This window comes from Oricola thermophila (assembly GCF_013358405.1).
Classification (GTDB): domain Bacteria; phylum Pseudomonadota; class Alphaproteobacteria; order Rhizobiales; family Rhizobiaceae; genus Oricola; species Oricola thermophila.
This window is the reverse complement of sequence record NZ_CP054836.1, coordinates 1,387,935-1,407,237: the sequence shown is the minus strand read 5'-3', so window position 1 is coordinate 1,407,237 and position 19,303 is coordinate 1,387,935. Positions and strand designations below refer to the sequence as shown.

The following is a 19,303-nucleotide window of genomic DNA, read 5'->3' as shown; positions in this document are numbered from 1 at the left end:
AGAAGCCGGATGCCGCTTGCCCGCGACGAGGATCATTGGCGAAGTGCCGGAATGCGCGTGTTCAGGATATGCGTAGTTATCTTTGCCATTCTGGGCATGCTTGCCGGGCTGGCGGTGGCGCGTAGCGGAACCGCGGTATCGCTCGGCGGTATTACAGTGTCGGGGTGGCAGGCAATCTGGATCGTCGCCGTGTTGATGACGGGTGCCGGTGCCTTGTTCGGTGCTGTCTGGCTCATTATTTTCAAGGCGTTGGCGCATGCGTCGCGCGGTTAGGATGAATTGACATGGTCACAGTGCTCGACACGATTGAAGGCCAAAAGCGGCCGAGGCACCCGGAAAAGGCGCATCGCCCCGATCAGCCGGTGCAGATGCGCAAGCCGGAATGGATTCGGGTCAAGGCCCCGACGTCGCGCGGCTATTCCGATACGCGGGAGATCGTCAAGTCGCACAACCTCGTGACGGTGTGCGAGGAAGCGGGTTGCCCGAATATCGGTGAGTGCTGGGAAAAGAAGCACGCGACGTTCATGATCATGGGCGAGATCTGTACGCGGGCCTGTGCCTTCTGCAATGTCGCCACAGGCAAGCCCGCGCCGCTGGATCCCGAAGAGCCGGAAAATGTCGCGAACGCGGTCAAGACGATGGGACTGCAACACGTCGTCATTACCTCGGTCGATCGGGATGATCTGGACGATGGCGGCGCCCGGCATTTCGTGGAGGTTATCGAGGCGATCCGGACGCATGCGCCGGGTACAACTATCGAGATCCTGACGCCTGACTTCCTGCGCAAGGAAGGCGCGCTGGAAAAGGTCGTGGCCGCGAAGCCGGACGTGTTCAACCACAACCTGGAAACGGTGCCGTCGAACTACCTGACGGTGCGACCGGGCGCGCGCTACTTCCATTCGATCCGGCTGCTGCAGCGGGTCAAGGAAATCGATCCGACGATCTTCACAAAGTCCGGCATCATGGTCGGTCTCGGCGAGGAGCGGAACGAGGTGCTGCAATTGATGGACGACCTGCGTTCGGCGGATGTCGACTTCCTGACCATAGGACAGTATCTGCAGCCGACGAAGAAACATCATCCGGTTGTTCGGTTCGTGCCGCCGGAGGAGTTCAAGTCGTACGAGACAATCGCATATTCGAAGGGCTTCCTGATGGTGTCGGCCAGCCCGCTGACGCGGTCGTCGCATCATGCAGGCGATGATTTTGCAAGGCTGAAAGCCGCGCGCGAAGCGAAGACTCGCGCGGCCTGAACCGGAACCGAGCATGCCGAAGTTTCAGGACACGACGCCCGTCCCGCACAGCGCCGCGCAGATGTTCGAACTGGTGGCGGATATCGAACGCTATCCCGAATTCCTGCCGATGTGTGAAGCGCTCAGGATCAGGGATCGGCGCGAGCGCGATGGCAAGACGATGCTGGTCGCGGACATGACGGTCGGCTACAAGATGGTGCGCGAGACCTTTACCACTCAGGTGCTTCTGAAGCCCGATGAACTGGCGATCGATGTGTCCTATGTCGACGGGCCGTTCCGCTACCTCGACAACAGGTGGCGCTTCGAGGACCGGCTTGGAGGCGGTTCGAACGTGCATTTCTGCATTGACTACGAATTCCGGAACCGGGCATTGGGCATGCTGATGGGGGCCATGTTCGACAAGGCCTTTCACATGTTTTCGCAGGCGTTCAGGAACCGGGCTGTGGCGATCTACGGCGATCCCGAGCGCACGGTAGCGAATGCCTAGACTTCCATGCTCGCGTCCGGCGCCAGCTTGACCGTTCCCGTCAGTATCTCGATGGCCGTCATTACCGCCGCCTGGCGAATGAATGCCCTGCCTTGGCTCGGAAAGACGGACTTGTGAACGAATGTCGGAGCCCAGTTCGCCGCGCAGCCGAACCAGACGAGGCCGACCGGTTTCAGATCCGTGCCGCCGTCCGGACCGGCGATGCCCGTAATGGCGATCGTTACATCTGCATTTGAGCGGGCGAGCGCACCCTCTGCCATCGCAGCCGCGACCTCACCGGATACGGCACCATGGCGTTCGATCATCTCCGCTGGCACGCCGAGCAAATCCGATTTAGCTTCGTTCGAATAGGTAACGAAGCCACGGTCCAGCATTGCAGACGAGCCCGGTATCTCTGTCAGTGTCGCCGACACAAGGCCTCCGGTGCAGGATTCGGCCGTTGCGACCAATACCTTTTTGTCCGTGCACAGATCGAGAAGGGCACTGACACGGTCGTGGACCTCGTCGGGAATGCCATTGTCATTCATCGGATATGTCTCCCTGGGTGGGAAAGACTGCAGTAGCCGTAGCCAGCGCCACGATGCCTTCCTGTCTTCCCACAAAGCCAATCTTTTCGTTGGTTGTCGCCTTGACCGAGACGCGTCCGACGTCAATGCCGATTGTGTCCGCGACAGCCTTGCGCATGGCGTCGCGATGCGGACCAATCCTCGGCGCCTCGCAGACAATTGTAACATCGCAATGGGTAATGCGCCCGCCGGCATTGCGAACGAGCGCCGCCGCGTGATCAAGAAAAATGTCGGAAGATGCACCCTTCCATTGCGGGTCGCTTGGCGGAAAATGGCTGCCGATATCGCCGGCGCCGATGGTGGCCAGCAGTGCATCGGTCAGGGCATGAAGGCCGACATCGGCATCGGAATGACCTGAAAGGCTGCGATCATGGGGGATTTCGACACCGCATAGAATGACCGAGTCGCCCGCGATGAGCTGATGGGTGTCGTAGCCATGGCCGACACGGATATCGGGAATGGCGTCTCTCGGCTCGGATGTCAGCATGCGTTCTGCCTCGGCAAAATCGTCTGGATAGGTCAGCTTCAAGTTCCGGGTGTCGCCCTCGATGACGTGGACGGGCATCATGGCCCATTCGTAGAGCGACGCGTCGTCGGTGAACTCGAACTCGGTCTCCGATGCTGCTCGTTCATGAAGTTCCAGGATCCTTGCAAAGGGAAAGGCCTGCGGCGTTTGTGCCCGATAAAGGTTGTTGCGCGGCACCGTTTGGTCGATCAACCGACCGTTGCCAACCTTCTTCAGCGTTTCGGTGACGGGCAGGCCGGGGATGACGCCTGCTTCGGGATCATCCGTGATCGCGGCCATCATCCGGTCGAGAAGACCGGGCGAGACAAACGGCCGCGCCGCATCGTGGACAAGAACATGTGCGGGGGGACGCCCGCTTTCGGCAAGGGCTCGCAAGCCGCAGAGGACCGAGGCCTGCCTGGACGGTCCGCCGGGAACCGCCGTAACGGTGGCCAGCTGGTCCCCAAGGGCATTTGCCAGCAAGGCTTCGTCGTCATTGTGACGAACGACGACAATGCGGCAATCCGGTTGCCAATCGCGAAATGCCTGCACGGTGCGGGCAATCACCGGGATGCCCGCGAGGGAACGGTATTGTTTCGGACCATCCCCGCCGGCGCGCTCGCCCCGCCCGGCTGCAACGATGGCGACCGCGAAATCGGGCTTGAGTTGCATTCGGTTCTTATCTACGTGGTCGGTTGCGGGCAGTGGTGTGCCCGACGCGAAAAATCGTCGCGCCCGCCTGCTTTAGCACAAGGTGGCGATTGCACAACCGGACTTATCTGTCTAACAATTGGGCATGATGCATTTTTGCCTAAGAAGCAGTCATCGTTGACAATGAGCAAATTGGGAAAACCGCTGGACGTTGGTTCGGTTACGCTGGTCAACCGCGTATTTCTGGCACCGATGTCCGGGGTGAGCGATCTCCCGTTCCGGAAGCGCGCCCAGTCACATGGTGCCGGGCTCGTTGTTACCGAGATGATTGCCAGCGAGGAATTCTGCAAGGCGCGGACCGAGAGCCGTCAGCGCGCGCGGGGCGAAGGGCTGTCCGTGCGCATGTTGCAATTGGCCGGACGTGAAGCGAGGTGGATGGGCGAGGCGGCCCGGATAGCCGAAGGCGAAGGCGCGGATATCATCGACATTAACATGGGGTGCCCGGCCAAGAAGGTGACGGGCGGATATGCCGGATCGGCTTTGATGCGCGACCTCGATCACGCGATGTCGCTTATCACGGCGACGGTCTCGGCGGTGAAGGTGCCTGTCACGCTGAAGATGCGCCTGGGGTGGGATGTGAGCAGCATCAATGCTCCGGAGCTGGCGAAGCGGGCCGAGGATTCCGGGGTAAAGATGATCACCGTGCACGGACGAACGCGTTGCCAGTTCTACACCGGTCGTGCCGACTGGGAGCGGATCGCCGCAGTGCGAGAGGCGGTTTCGGTTCCGCTCGTGGTCAATGGAGACATAACGTCCCTGGTAGACGCGCAGCGGGCTTGCGCGGCATCCGGCGCGGATGCGGTCATGGTAGGGCGCGCCTGCTACGGACAGCCATGGCTGGCTGGCCGTATCGCGCAGGCTGCCGGCTTTGCCGGCAGCGACACGCCGCCGCCCGCGAATGATGACATGGCAGACTATGTGGTGGCGCACTATGAAGACATGCTTGTGCATTACGGTACCGAAGTGGGTATTCGACATGCGCGCAAGCACCTCGGCTGGTACCTCGACCGCCATGCCGATCCAGCCGTGGCGAACGGTCAGCTTCGCAAGGCGATCATGACAAATAGCCGTCCGGAAGAGGTTATCCGATTGATCGGAAGCGCATTTTCCGAGGCTGGCCCGAAAGCGAGGGCGGCGTGATGGCATTCACCCTGCGCAAGAAAGACACCACACCTGACCCGGCACTCGCGCTGAAGGTCCTGGATACTTTGCGCGATCCGGTGGTGCTGCTGAACCAGGATGATTCCATTGCGTTCGCCAATCTGGAGGCCGAGTATTTCTTTTCTTCATCCAGAAGTCAGCTCGCCAAAACGCGGATACATGACTTCGTTCCGTTCTCCAGTCCCCTGCTGGCCCTGATCGAACAGGTGCGCGAGCACGAGTCGCCTGTCAATGAATACCGCCTTGACCTATCCTCTCCGCGGCTCGGTAGCGAACGTATCGTGGATGTACATGTGACACCGGTATCCGACGATCCCGGTGCGATGGTAATCGTCTTCCGCGAGCGATCGATGGCCGAAAAGTTCGATCGCCAGATGACGCATCGCGGCGCGGCCCGCTCCGTTACCGGTCTTGCTTCGATGCTCGGGCACGAGATCAAGAATCCGCTGTCGGGTATCCGGGGCGCGGCGCAGTTGCTGGAAACGGTCGTCGGCGATGAGGATCGCGCGCTGACCGGCCTGATCCGCGAGGAGACAGACCGGATCGTATCGTTGGTCGATCGCATGGAAGTCTTTTCCGACGAGCGACCGATCGAACGCGAAGCGGTGAATATCCACGTGGTGTTGGACCGGGTGCACAAGATCGCGGTCTCGGGCTTCGCGCGCGACATCGAGTTCCAGAAATTCTACGATCCATCCCTGCCGCTTGTCTTGGGCAACAAGGATCAGTTGATTCAGGTTTTTCTCAATCTGGTGAAGAACGCCAGCGAAGCCTGTGAGAATCGCGAGAATCCGCAAATTCGACTGCGCACCGCATTCCGGCCGGGTGTGCGGCTCTCCATACCCGGCGCCAATGAGCGCGTGGCTTTGCCGTTGGAATTCAGCGTGGAGGACAATGGTGCGGGCGTGCCCGAGGACATTCAGATGCACATGTTCGATCCGTTTATAACGACCAAGCCGAATGGATCCGGCCTCGGACTGGCGCTGGTCGCGAAGATCGTCGGGGATCACGGGGGAGTCATCGAGTGCGACTCCCAGCCGAACAGGACGGTTTTCCGGATACTCATGCCGGCCGCACCGCGCGCCGCGGTCGCGAATGTCGAGTCACCTGCTGGAGATGAACAGCCATGAAGGGGTCCGTTCTCGTCGCGGATGATGACGCGGCCATACGCACGGTAGTCAGCCAGGCGTTGTCACGCGCCGGGTACGATGTACGTGTGACCTCGAATGCGTCGACACTGTGGCGCTGGGTTGCTGCCGGAGAGGGCGATGTCGTGGTAAGCGATGTCGTAATGCCGGACGACAACCTGTTTGACCTGTTGCCGCGCATGCGCAAGGTGCGTCCGGACCTTCCCATCATCGTCATGAGTGCGCAGAACACTTTCATGACGGCCATCCGGGCGTCCGAGAAGGGGGCATACGAATACCTTCCGAAGCCGTTCGACCTTGTGGAACTGACAGGCATTGTCGGACGGGCACTTGCCGAATCCCGGCGGAAGAATGGTGATGGCCAGACGCAAGCGGTCAACCCGGAGACCGAGGGCATGCCTCTGGTCGGTCGATCGCCGGCAATGCAAGATATCTATCGCGTTCTGGCACGCATGATGCAGTCCGATCTGACGGTTCTCATCAACGGTGAATCCGGCACCGGCAAGGAACTGGTTGCGCGCGCCCTGCATGAATACGGCAAGCGCAAGAACGGTCCCTTTGTCGCAATCAATATGGCAGCGATCCCGCGCGACCTTATCGAGTCCGAACTGTTCGGGCACGAAAAGGGTGCGTTTACCGGTGCGCAAGCGCGTTCAACCGGTCGGTTCGAGCAGGCGGAGAACGGTACGCTTTTCCTCGATGAAATCGGTGACATGCCGATGGATGCGCAGACCCGGCTTCTGCGCGTGTTGCAGCAGGGTGAGTACATGACGGTCGGCGGTCGGACTCCGATCAAGACCAATGTTCGCATAGTCGCGGCGACGAACAAGGATCTGCGGGCCCTGATAAACCAGGGCCTTTTCCGCGAAGACCTCTACTATCGACTTAACGTGGTGCCGCTACGCATGCCGCCGCTCAGGGAGCGGCTGGAGGATATTGGCGACCTGGTACAGCATTTCCTGGTCAAGGTGCAGGAGGAAGGCCTCGAAGCGAAGCGCATCCTGCCCGAGGCGCTGCAGCTGATGTCGAGCTATCACTGGCCGGGCAACGTGCGGGAACTCGAGAACCTTATCCGGCGCCTCTGCGCACTTTATCCGCAGGAAGAGATCACGGCAGAGATCGTGGCCGCCGAACTCGATGCCGGAGAGGGGGCAGAAAGCGCTCCGGCCGACCTGCTGCACGGTGAAATGACGATCGCTCAGGCCGTGGAGCACAACATGCAGGACTATTTCCGCTCTTTTGGCGACAGTCTGCCGCCGCCAGGGCTCTACCAGCGGGTGCTTGCAGAAATGGAACAGCCATTGATACTGGCTACGCTTGCCGCGACGCGGGGGAACCAGATCCGCGCTGCGGAAGTGCTCGGTCTCAATCGGAACACCCTTCGAAAGAAGATCAAGGAACACGGTCTGAGCGTGTTCAAGGGCGGATAAACATCCGTCCACCCATGCACTTGTTGCAAAACCGCCACATTCTGTTGCATGTTGGGCACTCCATCCGACAGTGATCAGCAGAGTCGCCCAATGTCAGTGATGCAGAGCGCCAAGGGCGCGATCGATCTCGGCATTTCCGATCGAACACATGGCCGAAGGTCGCAGATCGGCGGTATCGTCGTAATTGTTTGCGCCCTGCTGACTGCGGGGGTCTCATTTGCCGTCCTGATCGGACTCACGCCGATCCAGCCCGACAGCACGGTCACGCTCTCCGCGATTGCGATCAACGGTCTGTTCGTGTTTGCCCTGATGTGGCTGATCGGTGCTGAACTCTACCGGATCTATCGTGCGCGAAAGGCCGGCAAGGCAGCCTCGCGGCTTCATGTCCGTATTGTCGGCCTGTTCACGATCATAGCGGCGGTTCCGGCCCTCGCCATTGCGATCGTTGCCAGCATCACGCTGGACCTGGGGCTGGATCGCTGGTTCGAGATTCGCACCAAGACAATCGTCGAATCATCTTTGCAGGTCGCCGAGTCCTACATAAACGAGAATGCCATCAACCTGCGGGATGCAACGATCAACATGGCGTTTGCCGTCGACTCCCAACGGCGCCTTTACAGCCTCGACCGGGAGGGGTTTCGCCGTTTCCTGACCCAGCAGGCTCGCGGACGGGGCATGCTCGGGGCATTCGTCATTCGTCCCGACGGCACGGTCGTCCATAGTGCCGACATAGAGGTCGAGCGGCCGCTTCCGTTGCCACCGGAAGACGCGTTGGACGCGGCTAAGGATGGCGGTCCCGTTCTGATACCGCCGGGGGTGACCAACCTTGTCGGCGCGATCATCATGTTGCGCGAAATACCCAATGCGTATCTCTACACCATCCGGACGGTGGATGCTGACGTGCTGGACGCGGTTCAGTTGATGAAGGAGAACCGCGACGAGTATACCGGGCTCGAAGCCAACCGGAAGAACGTGCAGCTCGCCTTCGCGATTCTCTATTTCGGCTTGACCCTCGTCCTCATCGTGTCCGCGATCTGGACCGGCCTTGCCGTGGCGAACCGGCTGGTGCGGCCGATCCGCCAGTTGATCGGCGCGGCAGAGGAGGTGTCCGAAGGCAATCTCGACGTGCGCGTCCCGGTGCGCGCGTCGGACGGCGATGTGGGTTATCTCGGCAAGACATTCAACAGCATGCTCGGCCAGCTTAAGGGACAGCGGGACGAAATTCTGCGGGCCACGGAACTGATCGACCAGCGCCGTCGGTTTTCGGAAGCAGTCCTGTCCGGCGTGTCGGCCGGAGTCATGGGAATCGATGACGACGGCTGCATCACCGTGTCCAACGGATCGGCTGCAGCCATCCTCGGCACCGGCGAGCAAATCGCGCCCGGAAGCAAGCTTCTGGATGTTTCGCCGCATGTCGCCGATGTGCTCAGCGAAGTGCGCGACAGCGGTCGTCCCGATGCGCGCAAGCAGGTGAATTTCCTCGACCGCAACGGTCGCGAGCGCGTGCTCAACGTTCAGGTCACGATGGATCGCGAAGTCGACGATGGCGAAGGCGAAGAGAAGGGAAGGGGAGCACAGGCGGATGATTTCGAGATGCCCGCACGCCATACGCATGTCATTACGATCGACGACATCTCCGACCTGGTCGAAGCACAACGAGCGACCGCGTGGGCCGACGTGGCGCGGCGCATCGCGCATGAGATCAAGAATCCGCTGACACCGATCCAGCTTTCGGCCGAACGCCTGCGGCGCCGCTACGGCAAGGTCGTCGGCGAGGACAGGGAAGTTTTCGACCAGTGCACGGACACGATCATCCGGCAGGTGGGCGATATCGGCAGGATGGTCGATGAGTTCTCCTCATTCGCGCGCATGCCGAAGCCCGTGATGGAACGGAAGGATCTGCGCGAAACATTGCGCGAAGCGACATTCCTGGTCGAGGTCAGCCGCAGCGACTTCACTTTCGAGAGGGATTTCGGCGAGGATGCGCTGATCTGCAGTTTCGATGATCGGCTGGTCGGCCAGGCGATCGGCAACATCATCAAGAATGCGTCCGAGGCCGTGGAAGCGCGGCAGGCGGCGGATGACTCGGATGAGAGGGAAGAAGGGCACATCCTTGTCAGGGCCTATCGGAACGAGAATGATGAAATTGCGGTCGACGTGGTCGACAACGGCAAGGGATTGCCGCGACAGAACCGCGCCAAGCTTCTCGAGCCCTACATGACGACCCGCGAAAAGGGCACAGGCCTAGGGCTCGCAATCGTGAAAAAGATTATGGAGGACCATGGCGGTCGCCTTGAACTGCACGACGCGCCTGCGGAATTTCACGGCGGAAAGGGAGCATTGGTGAGGCTCGTGTTCCCAGCGCCTGCATCGGAGGTGAGCGGCGTAGGGAAAGAAGATCCCGTGAAAATAATATCCGGCGGTGGCGACGCACGATCAATAGCCGAGAGGACAGCATGAAAGCGGACATTCTGATTGTCGACGATGAACAGGACATCAGGGAGATCATCGCCGGCATCCTCGAAGACGAAGGATACGAGGCACGCACGGCCCGTGACAGCGACAGCGCCCTTGCGGCGATCGCCGATCGTGCGCCGCGCCTTGTTTTCCTGGATATTTGGCTGCAGGGCAGCAAACTGGACGGACTGGCGCTTCTGGACGAGATACAGACCATGCATCCCGGCCTGCCGGTCGTGATGATCTCGGGGCACGGAAACATCGAGACAGCGGTATCCGCCATCAAGCGTGGTGCCTACGACTATATCGAGAAGCCTTTCAAGGCCGACCGGCTAGTACTCGTCGCCCAGCGAGCGTTGGAGACCTCATCCCTGAAGATGCAGGTGAAGGATCTCAAGCGGCGATCAAGCGAGACGACCGAACTGATCGGCAATTCGGCGGCGATCAACAACCTCCGGCAGACCATCGCCCGCGTGGCACCGACCAACAGCCGCATCCTGATCACCGGTCCGTCGGGTTCCGGCAAGGAACTGGTCGCGCGCGCCATTCATGCGCAATCGACACGGGCCGAGGGGCCTTTTGTCGTCATAAATGCGGCGGCCATCACGCCCAGCCGCATGGAGACGGAACTGTTCGGGACCGAGCCTAATGGCGGCGAGCGGAAGGTCGGCGCGCTCGAGCAGGCACATGGCGGAATTCTCTATATCGACGAGGTCGCCGACATGCCGCTGGAAACACAGAGCAAGATCCTGCGCGTGCTGGTCGACCAGGAATTCGAGCGCGTCGGCGGGGTGCGGCGGGTCAAGGTCGATGTGAGGATCATCTCCTCAACGGCCTTCAACCTGGAGGAACTGATCGAGGCAAAGCGTTTTCGCCGTGATCTGCTCAACCGGCTCGCGGTCGTGCCGATCGAGGTGCCGCCGCTTGCCGAGCGGCGCGAGGACATACCGTTGCTCGTCCAGTCATTCATGAAGATGATCAGCGAACAGACTGGCATCCGCCCCAAATTCATCGGCGATGATGCGATGGCCGTCCTGCAGACTCATGACTGGCCGGGAAACATCCGCCAGTTGCGGAACAACATCGAACGGCTGATGATCCTGACGCGGGACGAGCCCGAGGACAGTGTCATCGGTGTCGACAAGCTGCCGGCCGAAATCGGCGAGAACCTGCCAAAGGCACCAACCGCCGACGATGCGCATATCATGTCGCTGCCGCTGCGCGAGGCGCGTGAGCGATTCGAGCGCGACTATCTCGTCGCGCAGATTTCGCGATTTGGCGGAAACATCTCGCGGACAGCCGAATTCGTTGGTATGGAGCGGTCAGCCCTGCACCGCAAACTGAAATCGCTCGGCGTCTGACGCCTATCAATCGGGGACGGGAACCAAATGCGGGTAATCATCTGCGGCGCCGGCCAGGTCGGCTACGGCATTGCCGAGAGACTCGCCGCTGAAGCGAACGACGTGTCCGTCATAGACATGTCCGCCACGCTGGTGCAGCGAATCCGGGATACGCTTGATGTGCGCGGTTTTGTCGGTCACGGAAGCCATCCGGACGTGCTGGCCGCTGCCGGCGCGGATCAGGCGGACATGATCATCGCTGTGACGCTGTACGACGAAGTCAACATGACGGCCTGCCAGGTCGCCCATTCGCTTTTCGACGTGCCGACCAAGATCGCCCGGATCAGGTCGCAGAGCTATCTGCAGGCGCATTACAACAACCTGTTCTCCCGCGAACATCTGCCGATCGACGTGATCATTTCGCCGGAACGGGAAGTCGGAGACGTGGTCCTGCGCCGCATCGCCTCCCCCGGCGCAACGGACATCGTGCAGTTCGCCGAGGGCACCGTGACGATGATGGCCATCGAGTGCCGCGACGATTGCCCCGTCATCAACACGCCGCTCAGCCAGTTGACCGAGCTGTTTCCCGATCTTTCGGCGACGGTTGTCGGCGTGTGGCGCAACGACAGGCTGTTCGTGCCGCATTCCGCGGACCAACTGCTCGCACACGACCTGGTCTACGTCATCGCGACACGTCCGCAGGTCAAGCGAACGCTCAGCCTGTTCGGGCATGACGAGGCGGAAGCGCGGCGGATCATCATCGCGGGCGGCGGCAATATCGGCCTGTATGTCGCGGAGCAGATGGAGGCGCGCCAGTCCCGCGCCAAGGTGAAGATCATCGAGGGCGATCACGCCCGTGCCGTCACCGTTGCCGACCGGCTGCGCAGGACGGTCGTCCTGCATGGCAGCGCCCTTGACCAGCAAGTCCTTGTCGAGGCCGATATAGAGGACAGCGAACTGATGGTATCGCTCACCAACGACGACCAGGTGAACATCCTGTCGGCGGTGATGGCGAAGAGCCTAGGCTGCCAGTCGACGCTCGCCCTGATCAATGATCCGTCCTACCAGGGCTTCACGGAGCAGCTGGGGATCGACGCGCACATCAATCCGCGTGCGGTGACGATTTCGCGGGTGTTGCAACACGTTCGGCGCGGTCGCATACGGCAGGTCCACAGCGTGCAGAAGGGATCGGCGGAAGTGATCGAGGCCGAGGCGCTGGAAACGTCGCCGCTGGTCGGCGTGCCGTTGCGCGAACTGGATCTTCCCGAGGATATCCGTATCGGCGCCGTCTACCGGGACGGGGAGGTGCTCAAGCCGGACGGCGATACCAAGATCAAGGCAAAGGACCGCGTCGTCATTTTCGCGATGTCGACGGCGGTCCGCCAGGTCGAACAGATGTTCCGGGTCAGCCTCGAATTCTTCTGATGGGGCGTATCGCAAACATGAGGGAAGGTTGAACGCGTGCGGACCGTCATCTTCCTCATCGGATTCGCGGCGGCGCTCTTCTTCGGCTCGCTGGTCGCGCCGATATTGATCGGACTGGCCTTCGGCGAGAAGGTGGCCGTCATCCGGCTGTCCGTCCTCGCGTCTACCGGCGCCTTCGTTTCCATCGTGACGACGGCGGCAACGCTAGGATACCGGCACGTGCTTACCCCGAATCGCCTGATCCTCTCGATGGTCGTCGTCTGGGCAATCGTCTCGTTGATCGGCGCAACGCCATTTGTCCTCGTGCTGGACATGGAATTCGGCCGGGCCCTTTTCGAAAGCGTTTCCGGGCTGACCACGACGGGGGCGTCGACCCTCGTCGCCCGCGAGGCGATGCCCCAGTCGATGCTGTTCTGGCGTCTCCAGCTGGAATGGATCGGCGGCTTCATGACCCTGGCGTCGCTCTTCCTGGTGCTTTCGCCGCTCGCGGTCGGCGGGCTGCCGCGGAGGGCAATGGCCTCGGAGTGGCGCGCCGATCTGTCCGACGACCGGGACGGGGGTGTGGAGCATCTGAAACGGTACACGCCGTTGCTTGCCGCCTATGTAGGTGTGTCCGTGGCCGTGTTCCTGGCCTACATAGCAAGCGGGGCGGATACGCTCGGTGCCGCGCATCTGACCATGACCAGCGTGTCCACCGGCGGCTTCAATCCCAACGAAACGGAACTGGAATCGCATTACGGTCCGGCGACCCTTGTCGTCATGGCCTTCGTGATGGCACTCGCCGCGACCAGCGTGTTCTGGCAGCGCTACGACCTGTCGAACCCGCTGCGGGTCATCTGGCGGAACCGCGAGGCGTGGTGGGTAGGCGGTTTCATCGCAGCTCTTACGCTGCTCTATGTACTGGCATTCCGGTCTGTCGGCGGGCTGCGGAACGTGCAGGACTTCGGTGGCGTTCTCGCCGAAAGCTTCTTCGCCGCCGCCTCCGTGGTGGCGACGTCGGGGCACGAGATGAGACCGGGCGTGATCGCGCTGCTGCCCGAGATCCTGGTCTTCTCGGTCGCGTTTCTCGGCGCCGCCGTGTTCTCTACGGCTTCCGGACTGAAGATCCACAGGCTCGGCGCGATGCTCGTGCAGTCCAGGCGCGAACTCAACCTGCTGATCTATCCCAGCTCGATTACGCCGACGCGCATCGCGCGCGCGGACTACGATGAACGGTCGATCGTCGAGACCTGGCCGGTACTCATCCTGACTCTCGTGGTCCTGGCGGTCGGCATATTCCTGCTCGCGGGCGGGTCGGGAACCTTCGAGTCGGCGATGCTCTCGGCGATGGCGCTCCTGGTCAATGCGGGGCCGCTCTACGAAGCGTATATTCCGGCCGCGGCCCTGCCTGAGCTTTGGCCGGGCTATCGCGACTTCACGGCCTTCGAGCGCTATGCCGGGTGCGCGATCATGCTGCTCGGGCGCCTGGAGTTCATCGCGGTGTTCGCGATCCTCAATCTCAAATACTGGTTGTCGCGCTGAAACAAGGAGCCTGTCGTGTCTCGCATCGCATATGTCAACGGCCAATACCGGAATCACGGGGACGCCATGGTCCATGTGGAGGACCGGGGCTACCAGTTCGCGGACGGCGTCTACGAGGTCTGCGAGGTGGCGCGCGGCTACATCATGGACATGACGCGCCATCTCGACCGGCTGGCGCGATCGCTGGCCGAGTTGCAGATGGACTGGCCGGTCGAGCGTGACGCGCTCGTCGTCATCATGCGCGAGGTTGTGCGGCGCAACCGGGTGCATGACGGCATGGTGTATCTCCAGGTGACGCGAGGCGTGGCGCGGCGCGACCACGTGTTTCCCGCATCGGCGAAGCCATCACTCGTCGTCACGGCGCGCAGCAGCGATCCGCAGGCCGCCACCGCCAGGGCGGAGGAGGGGATCGGCGTCATCACGGTGCCGGAGAACCGGTGGGACCGCGTGGACATCAAGACGGTGGCGCTTCTTCCCAACGTGCTGGCACGCCAGAAGGCCAAGGAATCCGGCGCCGCCGAAGCCTGGTTCGTGGACGGTGACGGCACGGTCAAGGAAGGCGCGGCGACCAATGCCTGGATCGTTACCGGCAATGGCGTGCTGGTGACGCGGCCCGCCGATTTCGGAATCCTGCGCGGCATCACGCGGGCAACCGTCATGGACATCGCCGCCCGGGAGGGGCTGGAGGTGGAGGAACGCGCCTTTACGGTCGACGAGGCCAAGGACGCGCGCGAAGCCTTCATAACCGCGGCGACGACCGTGGTCATGCCGGTGGTGCGAATCGACGGAGCGCCGGTCGGCGACGGCAGGCCCGGGGCGGTGGCCCGCGCCCTGCGCGACGCCTTCTTCGACAACGCGGAAAAGACGCCGGTATGAGCGGCAGGCATCTGGCTTCGCTGAAACGGCCATGTCATTTTTCCGCGAGCTGAAAAAATATATCTGATTTGTACGAAGTTCCGATTGAAGCAGCTGCCGAATATGCTTAATTCAATAAAAAAAACGATGATATGGACAAGACATGGCTGATCGCTCCCAGAACCTGCAAGACCAGTTTCTTAATGCTGTCAGAAAACAAAAGGTTCCGCTGACGATATTCCTCGTTAACGGTGTAAAACTCACCGGGGTCGTTACGTCATTCGACAATTTCTGCGTGCTGTTGCGGCGTGACGGGCATGCGCAGCTGGTGTATAAACACGCGATCTCGACCATCATGCCGGGCCAGCCGGTGAACATGTTCGAGAGCGAGGACGCACCGGCGAAAACCGATTGAGCGAACAAATCGAGACAGGCGACGGGAACAGCCGCGTCGGCAAGCCGCGGATGGAAGAGCGGTCGCGCGCGCCGACCGTCGCGGTCGTTCTCGAGCCGGACCTGCGCGGCCAGGCGGGCGAACCGCATCGCCGCAGCGCCGCCGAGCGGCTTGTAGAGGCCGAGGGCCTTGCACGCGCTATCGACCTCGACATCACCCATAGCGCCATCGTGCCGGTTGCAAGGCCGCAGCCTGCCACGCTGCTGGGCCGCGGCAAGGTGGAGGAGATTGCCGGCGTCGTGAAGGCGCTGGAGGCCGGTCTCGTCATCGTGGACCATGCGCTGACACCGGTGCAGCAGCGCAATCTCGAAAAGGAATGGAACGCCAAGGTGCTCGACCGCACTGCCCTGATCCTCGAGATCTTCGGCAGGCGGGCGCAGACCAGGGAGGGCACGCTGCAGGTGGAGCTCGCCCATCTCAACTACCAGCGCGGCCGGCTGGTGCGGTCCTGGACCCACCTCGAACGCCAGCGCGGCGGCGCGGGATTTCTCGGTGGCCCCGGCGAAACCCAGATCGAGGCGGACCGGCGAATCCTGCGCGACAAGATCAAGCGGATCGAGCGGGAGCTGGAAGCAGTGCGCCGAACCCGCACGCTGCACCGATCGAAGCGGAAGAAGGTGCCGCTGCCCGTGGTCTCGCTGGTCGGCTACACCAATGCGGGCAAGTCGACGCTCTTCAACCGGCTGACCGGTGCCGGGGTGACGGCCGAGGACATGTTGTTCGCCACGCTCGACCCGACGCTTCGCCGCGTCAGGCTGCCGGGCGGCACATGGATCATCCTGTCGGACACGGTCGGCTTCATCTCCGATCTTCCGACTCATCTCGTGGCCGCGTTCCGCGCCACGCTGGAGGAAGTGCAGGAAGCCGAAATCGTGCTGCATTTGCGCGACATCTCCAGCGACGCATCGCGCGAGGAGGCGTCGGACGTCGCGCAGATCCTGAGCGATCTCGATGTCGACCCGGAAGACGAGCGTCACGTGATCGAGGTCTGGAACAAGATCGATTCGCTGGACCCGGTGGCGAGGGCCGACATGCTGGCGCGCGCCGAGGGGACGGTGAGCGGCCCGGCGGTGATCCCGGTCTCGGCCGTGACGGGCGAGGGAATCGACCGCCTGCTCATGGAAATCGAGGACCGGGTTTCCGGCGCGCTGGTCGTCCGCCGCTTCTCCATTCCGCCGGACCGCTATGGCGACGTGGCCTGGCTCTACGACCACGGCCATGTGCGGCACCGGGAGTCTGCCGAGGACGGCAGCATCGTCGTCGATGTCGAACTGACGGCGGAAAACGCGGCGGCGTTCGATCGCCGGTAGGCATCCCTGCCGGCAAGCGGCATCGACGCCGCGCCCCGCTTGCGAAGCCGGGTTTTCGAGTGCGAGTTGTCTTTCGACGCTCACGACGTGTTCCATGCGTCGAGCGCCAGGGTGTGGCATTCCTTCAGCACCTCCCCGATCTCGTTTCGCGGCCGCCTTCGCCATCCGGGCGGCAGGCCGGGCCGCAACGGGCGGAAACGCCATGGTGCGGGCTTGCGGACGGCATCCGGCGTCATGCCGGCGATCTCGCCTGCGTCGGCGGCGCGGATTTTCTCGATGGCCCGCTCGAAACGGGCCTTCCAGCGGGCAAGGCGGGCGGCCTGTGCGTCGAGATCGCCCAGCGCCAGTGCCAGCGCCCGGATGCGGCGCGAGAGGCCGCGGGCGTCCACCAGCTCGTCGGGATCGCGCTCCGGGGCGGGCCAGCCTTCTTCCGGGTCGTCGTATTCGAGGAAGGCATGGCCGAAGGGGCCGTCCAGCCCGGTGACATCGAAGAGGAAGGGCGCGTAGCGCTTCCACGGGTCGAAGAGTTGGAAGGACGGACGGTCGCGGTAGAGATAGAGCAGCTCGGCATCGGACGGTTCTGCGTCCCGCTCCCTGTCCGTCCCGTCTTCGGGCGCTGTTTCCGGCTGCGCGTTCGCGTCGGGCCGACCCGCGTTGCGTTCCGGGCCGAGCGTCACGTCCCGTTCCAGCTTGCAGGCGGCCATGACGATCAGCCGCCGGGCGGCGAACTCGGCGGGACGCAGGACCGACAGGATGCGGGCACGAAGCGCGCGCGGCAGGAAGACGAGCGAGCGTCCGGTCCTTATCCCCGCCATCAGGAACAGCTGCGCGACGATCCGCAACAGGTCGTCAAGGTTCCTCTCCACTGCCCGTTTCCAGTCGAATTCCATGGCCTTCTCCGTGACACCGGGGAGAAGGGTAGGGGAGGCCGGGGGCAGGTGGATAACTTTGCGCGGAAATGCCGGGATTCCGGGCAAGAGGGCGGGATTTGTCCAACGGGGCGCCGTGGGGTGGAGTTCTTCGACCTCCGCAAGACGATGCAGGAGGCGTCCGGGCACCATGCGCATCCAATAGTATGAACCGATCCGGCGTTACATCTGTTCGTTAAGTACAAACCAGGATCGACTGTTGCTGACGGGCGGTCATGGCCGGATAGTGGAGCTTGCAGACATGCAAAGGGGGAGCCAGGCATGAGACATGTACTTGCCGCGCTGGCGGTCATTTCCACGTTGGTCGCTGCCATGCCGGCGGCCCAGGCCCATGGTGGCGGCTGCCGGAAAAGCTCGCCTCCCGGGGAATGCTGCCACATGAACCGGAAGACCGGCCAGGTGCACTGTCACAGGTAGCCGGCTCGGCCGCGAACCGTAGCCAAGTTCGGCCCGCCACGAAGATTGGCGCGAACCGCTTGCGTGCAATGCGGAGGATGTCGCGGAATCAGGCCTTTTTCAGGAATTCGGTGCGCAGCACCAGCCCCTTGATCTTGGCGACGCGGCATTCGACCTCGTCCGGGTTGCCGGTCAGCCGGATGCCCTTGACCAGGGTGCCGCGCTTGATGGTCGAGGAGGTGCCCTTGACCTTCAGATCCTTTATGACCGTGACATTGTCGCCGTCGGCCAGGATCGTGCCGTTGGTGTCGCGGGTCTCTTCGCTCATCGGAAACAGCCTTTCATTGGTTTCCCGGTCCGTTTAACCCCCGGAGAGGCAAAGGGAAAGCGCATTTATCCGGAGTCGCCGCCATCCGGCCGTGCGGCGGTCTTGGCCTGCTGCCAGAGCGCTTCCATCTCGTCCAGCGTGGCCGCGGCCGGGTCACGGCCTCCGGCGGCGAGCGCCTTTTCGATGTAGCGGAAGCGGGTGAAGAATTTCAGGTTGGCGGCTTCCAGCGCGGCCTCCGGTTCGACGTCGAGATGGCGGCCGAGATTGACCAGCGCGAAGAGCAGGTCGCCATATTCCTCGCGGACCTTGTCCTGCTCGCCGGACTCCATCACCTCGCGCAGCTCGCCGATCTCTTCCTCGATCTTGTCGAGGATCGGTGGCGCGGTGTCCCAGTCGAAGCCGACGCGTGCGGCCTTGCGCTGCAGCTTGATGGCGCGGATCAGCGCGGGCAGGGCCCGCGGCACGTCGTCCAGCAGGGAAGGGGGCTCCCCTTCCGACTGGCCGGCGGCCTTGCGGGCCGCGGCATAACGGGCCGCCTTTTCCGCCTTTTCCTCGGCCTTGATCTTCTCCCACATGCCCTTGGCGAGCTTCCTGCCGCGCACGCTCTCGTCGCCAAAGACGTGGGGGTGACGACGGATCATCTTTTTCGTGATTGCCTCGACCACGTCGCCGAAATCGAAATGGCCGGCCTCCTCGGCCATGCGCGCATGGAACACGACCTGGAGAAGCAGGTCGCCCAGCTCGTCCGGCAGGTCGACCATGTCGCCGCGCTCGATGGCGTCGGCGACCTCGTAGGCCTCCTCGATCGTGTAGGGCACGATCGTCTCGAAGGTCTGTTCCACGTCCCAAGGGCAGCCGGTCTCGGGGTCGCGCAGCCGGGCCATGATCTCGAGCAGGCGGGAAATGTCGCGGGAAGGTTCCATGGGAACATCCTTATGCGAATGCGCAGCGGCGGGAACGTGACAATCCCCGCGCATCCACAGAAAGCGGCGTGGCAATGTCACGTTTCGCCCTTCCGTTTCGTCCTTGG

Annotated in this window: 19 protein-coding genes; 14 read left to right on the top strand and 5 right to left on the bottom strand. The window is 62.5% G+C overall.

Going from position 1 to position 19,303, the window contains the following annotated elements; translation table 11 throughout:
* Positions 1-9: 9 nt before the first annotated feature.
* From HTY61_RS06795 to HTY61_RS06785, 3 genes are read left to right on the top strand one after another with little or no spacing between them, the layout of a single operon-like run.
* Entirely contained in the window at positions 10-273 is a 264-nt protein-coding gene (locus HTY61_RS06795; RefSeq protein ID WP_175276077.1) for a hypothetical protein, read from the top strand.
* A gap of 11 nt (positions 274-284) precedes the next feature.
* Positions 285-1,250: a lipoyl synthase gene (lipA, locus tag HTY61_RS06790; protein ID WP_175276076.1), complete on the top strand. Its 966-nt coding sequence runs from the start codon at positions 285-287 to the stop codon at positions 1,248-1,250.
* Between the two features lie 13 nt (positions 1,251-1,263).
* Positions 1,264-1,737 carry a type II toxin-antitoxin system RatA family toxin gene (locus tag HTY61_RS06785; protein ID WP_175276075.1) on the top strand — a complete coding sequence of 158 codons (474 nt, stop codon included), beginning with the start codon at positions 1,264-1,266 and terminating at the stop codon, positions 1,735-1,737.
* Here the strand turns inward: HTY61_RS06785 and HTY61_RS06780 are convergent.
* Together HTY61_RS06780 and HTY61_RS06775 are read right to left on the bottom strand one after the other, a co-directional pair.
* A complete protein-coding gene (locus HTY61_RS06780) occupies positions 1,734-2,264 on the bottom strand; it encodes a CinA family protein (RefSeq protein ID WP_175276074.1) in 531 nt (176 codons plus the stop codon). The genes HTY61_RS06785 and HTY61_RS06780 overlap by 4 nt on opposite strands.
* On the bottom strand, positions 2,257-3,480 hold the full coding sequence (locus HTY61_RS06775; protein ID WP_175276073.1) for a bifunctional 2-C-methyl-D-erythritol 4-phosphate cytidylyltransferase/2-C-methyl-D-erythritol 2,4-cyclodiphosphate synthase: 1,224 nt from the start codon (positions 3,478-3,480) through the stop codon (positions 2,257-2,259). Before HTY61_RS06775 ends, HTY61_RS06780 begins: the two co-directional genes overlap by 8 nt.
* Positions 3,481-3,642: 162 nt before the next feature.
* On the opposite strand from HTY61_RS06775, the gene dusB reads away from it, so the two are divergent.
* From dusB to hflX, 10 genes are all read left to right on the top strand, one after another.
* Positions 3,643-4,659 (top strand): tRNA dihydrouridine synthase DusB, encoded by a 1,017-nt coding sequence (gene dusB, locus HTY61_RS06770; protein WP_175276072.1) that lies wholly within the window; start codon positions 3,643-3,645, stop codon positions 4,657-4,659.
* Positions 4,659-5,810 (top strand): two-component system sensor histidine kinase NtrB, encoded by a 1,152-nt coding sequence (locus HTY61_RS06765; protein ID WP_175276071.1) that lies wholly within the window; start codon positions 4,659-4,661, stop codon positions 5,808-5,810. Before dusB ends, HTY61_RS06765 begins: the two co-directional genes overlap by 1 nt.
* Positions 5,807-7,258 carry a nitrogen regulation protein NR(I) gene (gene ntrC / locus HTY61_RS06760; protein ID WP_175276070.1) on the top strand — a complete coding sequence of 484 codons (1,452 nt, stop codon included), beginning with the start codon at positions 5,807-5,809 and terminating at the stop codon, positions 7,256-7,258. The genes HTY61_RS06765 and ntrC overlap by 4 nt, the downstream gene beginning before the upstream one ends.
* A 90-nt stretch (positions 7,259-7,348) precedes the next feature.
* The gene (locus HTY61_RS06755; RefSeq protein WP_175276069.1) at positions 7,349-9,718 is read left to right on the top strand and encodes a sensor histidine kinase NtrY-like; all 2,370 of its coding nucleotides are present in this window, start codon (positions 7,349-7,351) and stop codon (positions 9,716-9,718) included.
* Positions 9,715-11,076 carry a nitrogen assimilation response regulator NtrX gene (ntrX, locus tag HTY61_RS06750; RefSeq protein ID WP_175276068.1) on the top strand — a complete coding sequence of 454 codons (1,362 nt, stop codon included), beginning with the start codon at positions 9,715-9,717 and terminating at the stop codon, positions 11,074-11,076. Before HTY61_RS06755 ends, ntrX begins: the two co-directional genes overlap by 4 nt.
* Before the next feature lie 27 nt (positions 11,077-11,103).
* A complete protein-coding gene (gene trkA, locus HTY61_RS06745) occupies positions 11,104-12,480 on the top strand; it encodes a Trk system potassium transporter TrkA (protein ID WP_175276067.1) in 1,377 nt (458 codons plus the stop codon).
* A gap of 36 nt (positions 12,481-12,516) precedes the next feature.
* Complete coding sequence (locus HTY61_RS06740; RefSeq protein WP_175276066.1) at positions 12,517-14,001, top strand: TrkH family potassium uptake protein; 1,485 nt, start codon at positions 12,517-12,519, stop codon at positions 13,999-14,001.
* Between the two features lie 15 nt (positions 14,002-14,016).
* Complete coding sequence (locus tag HTY61_RS06735) at positions 14,017-14,877, top strand: D-amino-acid transaminase (RefSeq protein WP_175276065.1); 861 nt, start codon at positions 14,017-14,019, stop codon at positions 14,875-14,877.
* Between the two features lie 142 nt (positions 14,878-15,019).
* Positions 15,020-15,271 (top strand): RNA chaperone Hfq, encoded by a 252-nt coding sequence (gene hfq / locus HTY61_RS06730; RefSeq protein ID WP_175276064.1) that lies wholly within the window; start codon positions 15,020-15,022, stop codon positions 15,269-15,271.
* A 50-nt stretch (positions 15,272-15,321) separates the two neighbouring features.
* A complete protein-coding gene (gene hflX, locus HTY61_RS06725; RefSeq protein ID WP_175278455.1) occupies positions 15,322-16,620 on the top strand; it encodes a GTPase HflX in 1,299 nt (432 codons plus the stop codon).
* A gap of 80 nt (positions 16,621-16,700) precedes the next feature.
* Here hflX and HTY61_RS06720 read toward each other — a convergent pair whose 3' ends face one another.
* Entirely contained in the window at positions 16,701-17,510 is an 810-nt protein-coding gene (locus tag HTY61_RS06720) for a hypothetical protein (protein ID WP_175276063.1), read from the bottom strand.
* Between the two features lie 300 nt (positions 17,511-17,810).
* Here HTY61_RS06720 and HTY61_RS06715 point away from each other — a divergent pair, with 300 nt between their 5' ends.
* Positions 17,811-17,966 carry a hypothetical protein gene (locus HTY61_RS06715; RefSeq protein ID WP_175276062.1) on the top strand — a complete coding sequence of 52 codons (156 nt, stop codon included), beginning with the start codon at positions 17,811-17,813 and terminating at the stop codon, positions 17,964-17,966.
* A gap of 88 nt (positions 17,967-18,054) precedes the next feature.
* Here the strand turns inward: HTY61_RS06715 and HTY61_RS06710 are convergent, their stop codons facing one another.
* Positions 18,055-18,273: an alkylphosphonate utilization protein gene (locus HTY61_RS06710; protein ID WP_175276061.1), complete on the bottom strand. Its 219-nt coding sequence runs from the start codon at positions 18,271-18,273 to the stop codon at positions 18,055-18,057.
* Between the two features lie 65 nt (positions 18,274-18,338).
* Positions 18,339-19,196 carry a nucleoside triphosphate pyrophosphohydrolase gene (gene mazG, locus HTY61_RS06705; RefSeq protein ID WP_175276060.1) on the bottom strand — a complete coding sequence of 286 codons (858 nt, stop codon included), beginning with the start codon at positions 19,194-19,196 and terminating at the stop codon, positions 18,339-18,341.
* Between the last annotated feature and the right edge of the window lie 107 nt (positions 19,197-19,303).

Bases quoted from the DNA above. Each gene is read 5' to 3' on its own strand.
- HTY61_RS06795 (WP_175276077.1), top strand. From the start codon at position 10: ATGCCGCTTGCCCGCGACGAGGATCATTGGCGAAGTGCCGGAATGCGC.
- lipA (WP_175276076.1), top strand. From the start codon at position 285: ATGGTCACAGTGCTCGACACGATTGAAGGCCAAAAGCGGCCGAGGCAC.
- HTY61_RS06785 (WP_175276075.1), top strand. From the start codon at position 1,264: ATGCCGAAGTTTCAGGACACGACGCCCGTCCCGCACAGCGCCGCGCAG.
- HTY61_RS06780 (WP_175276074.1), bottom strand. From the start codon at position 2,264: ATGAATGACAATGGCATTCCCGACGAGGTCCACGACCGTGTCAGTGCC.
- HTY61_RS06775 (WP_175276073.1), bottom strand. From the start codon at position 3,480: ATGCAACTCAAGCCCGATTTCGCGGTCGCCATCGTTGCAGCCGGGCGG.
- dusB (WP_175276072.1), top strand. From the start codon at position 3,643: ATGAGCAAATTGGGAAAACCGCTGGACGTTGGTTCGGTTACGCTGGTC.
- HTY61_RS06765 (WP_175276071.1), top strand. From the start codon at position 4,659: ATGGCATTCACCCTGCGCAAGAAAGACACCACACCTGACCCGGCACTC.
- ntrC (WP_175276070.1), top strand. From the start codon at position 5,807: ATGAAGGGGTCCGTTCTCGTCGCGGATGATGACGCGGCCATACGCACG.
- HTY61_RS06755 (WP_175276069.1), top strand. From the start codon at position 7,349: ATGTCAGTGATGCAGAGCGCCAAGGGCGCGATCGATCTCGGCATTTCC.
- ntrX (WP_175276068.1), top strand. From the start codon at position 9,715: ATGAAAGCGGACATTCTGATTGTCGACGATGAACAGGACATCAGGGAG.
- trkA (WP_175276067.1), top strand. From the start codon at position 11,104: ATGCGGGTAATCATCTGCGGCGCCGGCCAGGTCGGCTACGGCATTGCC.
- hfq (WP_175276064.1), top strand. From the start codon at position 15,020: ATGGCTGATCGCTCCCAGAACCTGCAAGACCAGTTTCTTAATGCTGTC.
- hflX (WP_175278455.1), top strand. From the start codon at position 15,322: ATGGAAGAGCGGTCGCGCGCGCCGACCGTCGCGGTCGTTCTCGAGCCG.
- HTY61_RS06720 (WP_175276063.1), bottom strand. From the start codon at position 17,510: ATGGAATTCGACTGGAAACGGGCAGTGGAGAGGAACCTTGACGACCTG.
- HTY61_RS06715 (WP_175276062.1), top strand. From the start codon at position 17,811: ATGAGACATGTACTTGCCGCGCTGGCGGTCATTTCCACGTTGGTCGCT.
- HTY61_RS06710 (WP_175276061.1), bottom strand. From the start codon at position 18,273: ATGAGCGAAGAGACCCGCGACACCAACGGCACGATCCTGGCCGACGGC.
- mazG (WP_175276060.1), bottom strand. From the start codon at position 19,196: ATGGAACCTTCCCGCGACATTTCCCGCCTGCTCGAGATCATGGCCCGG.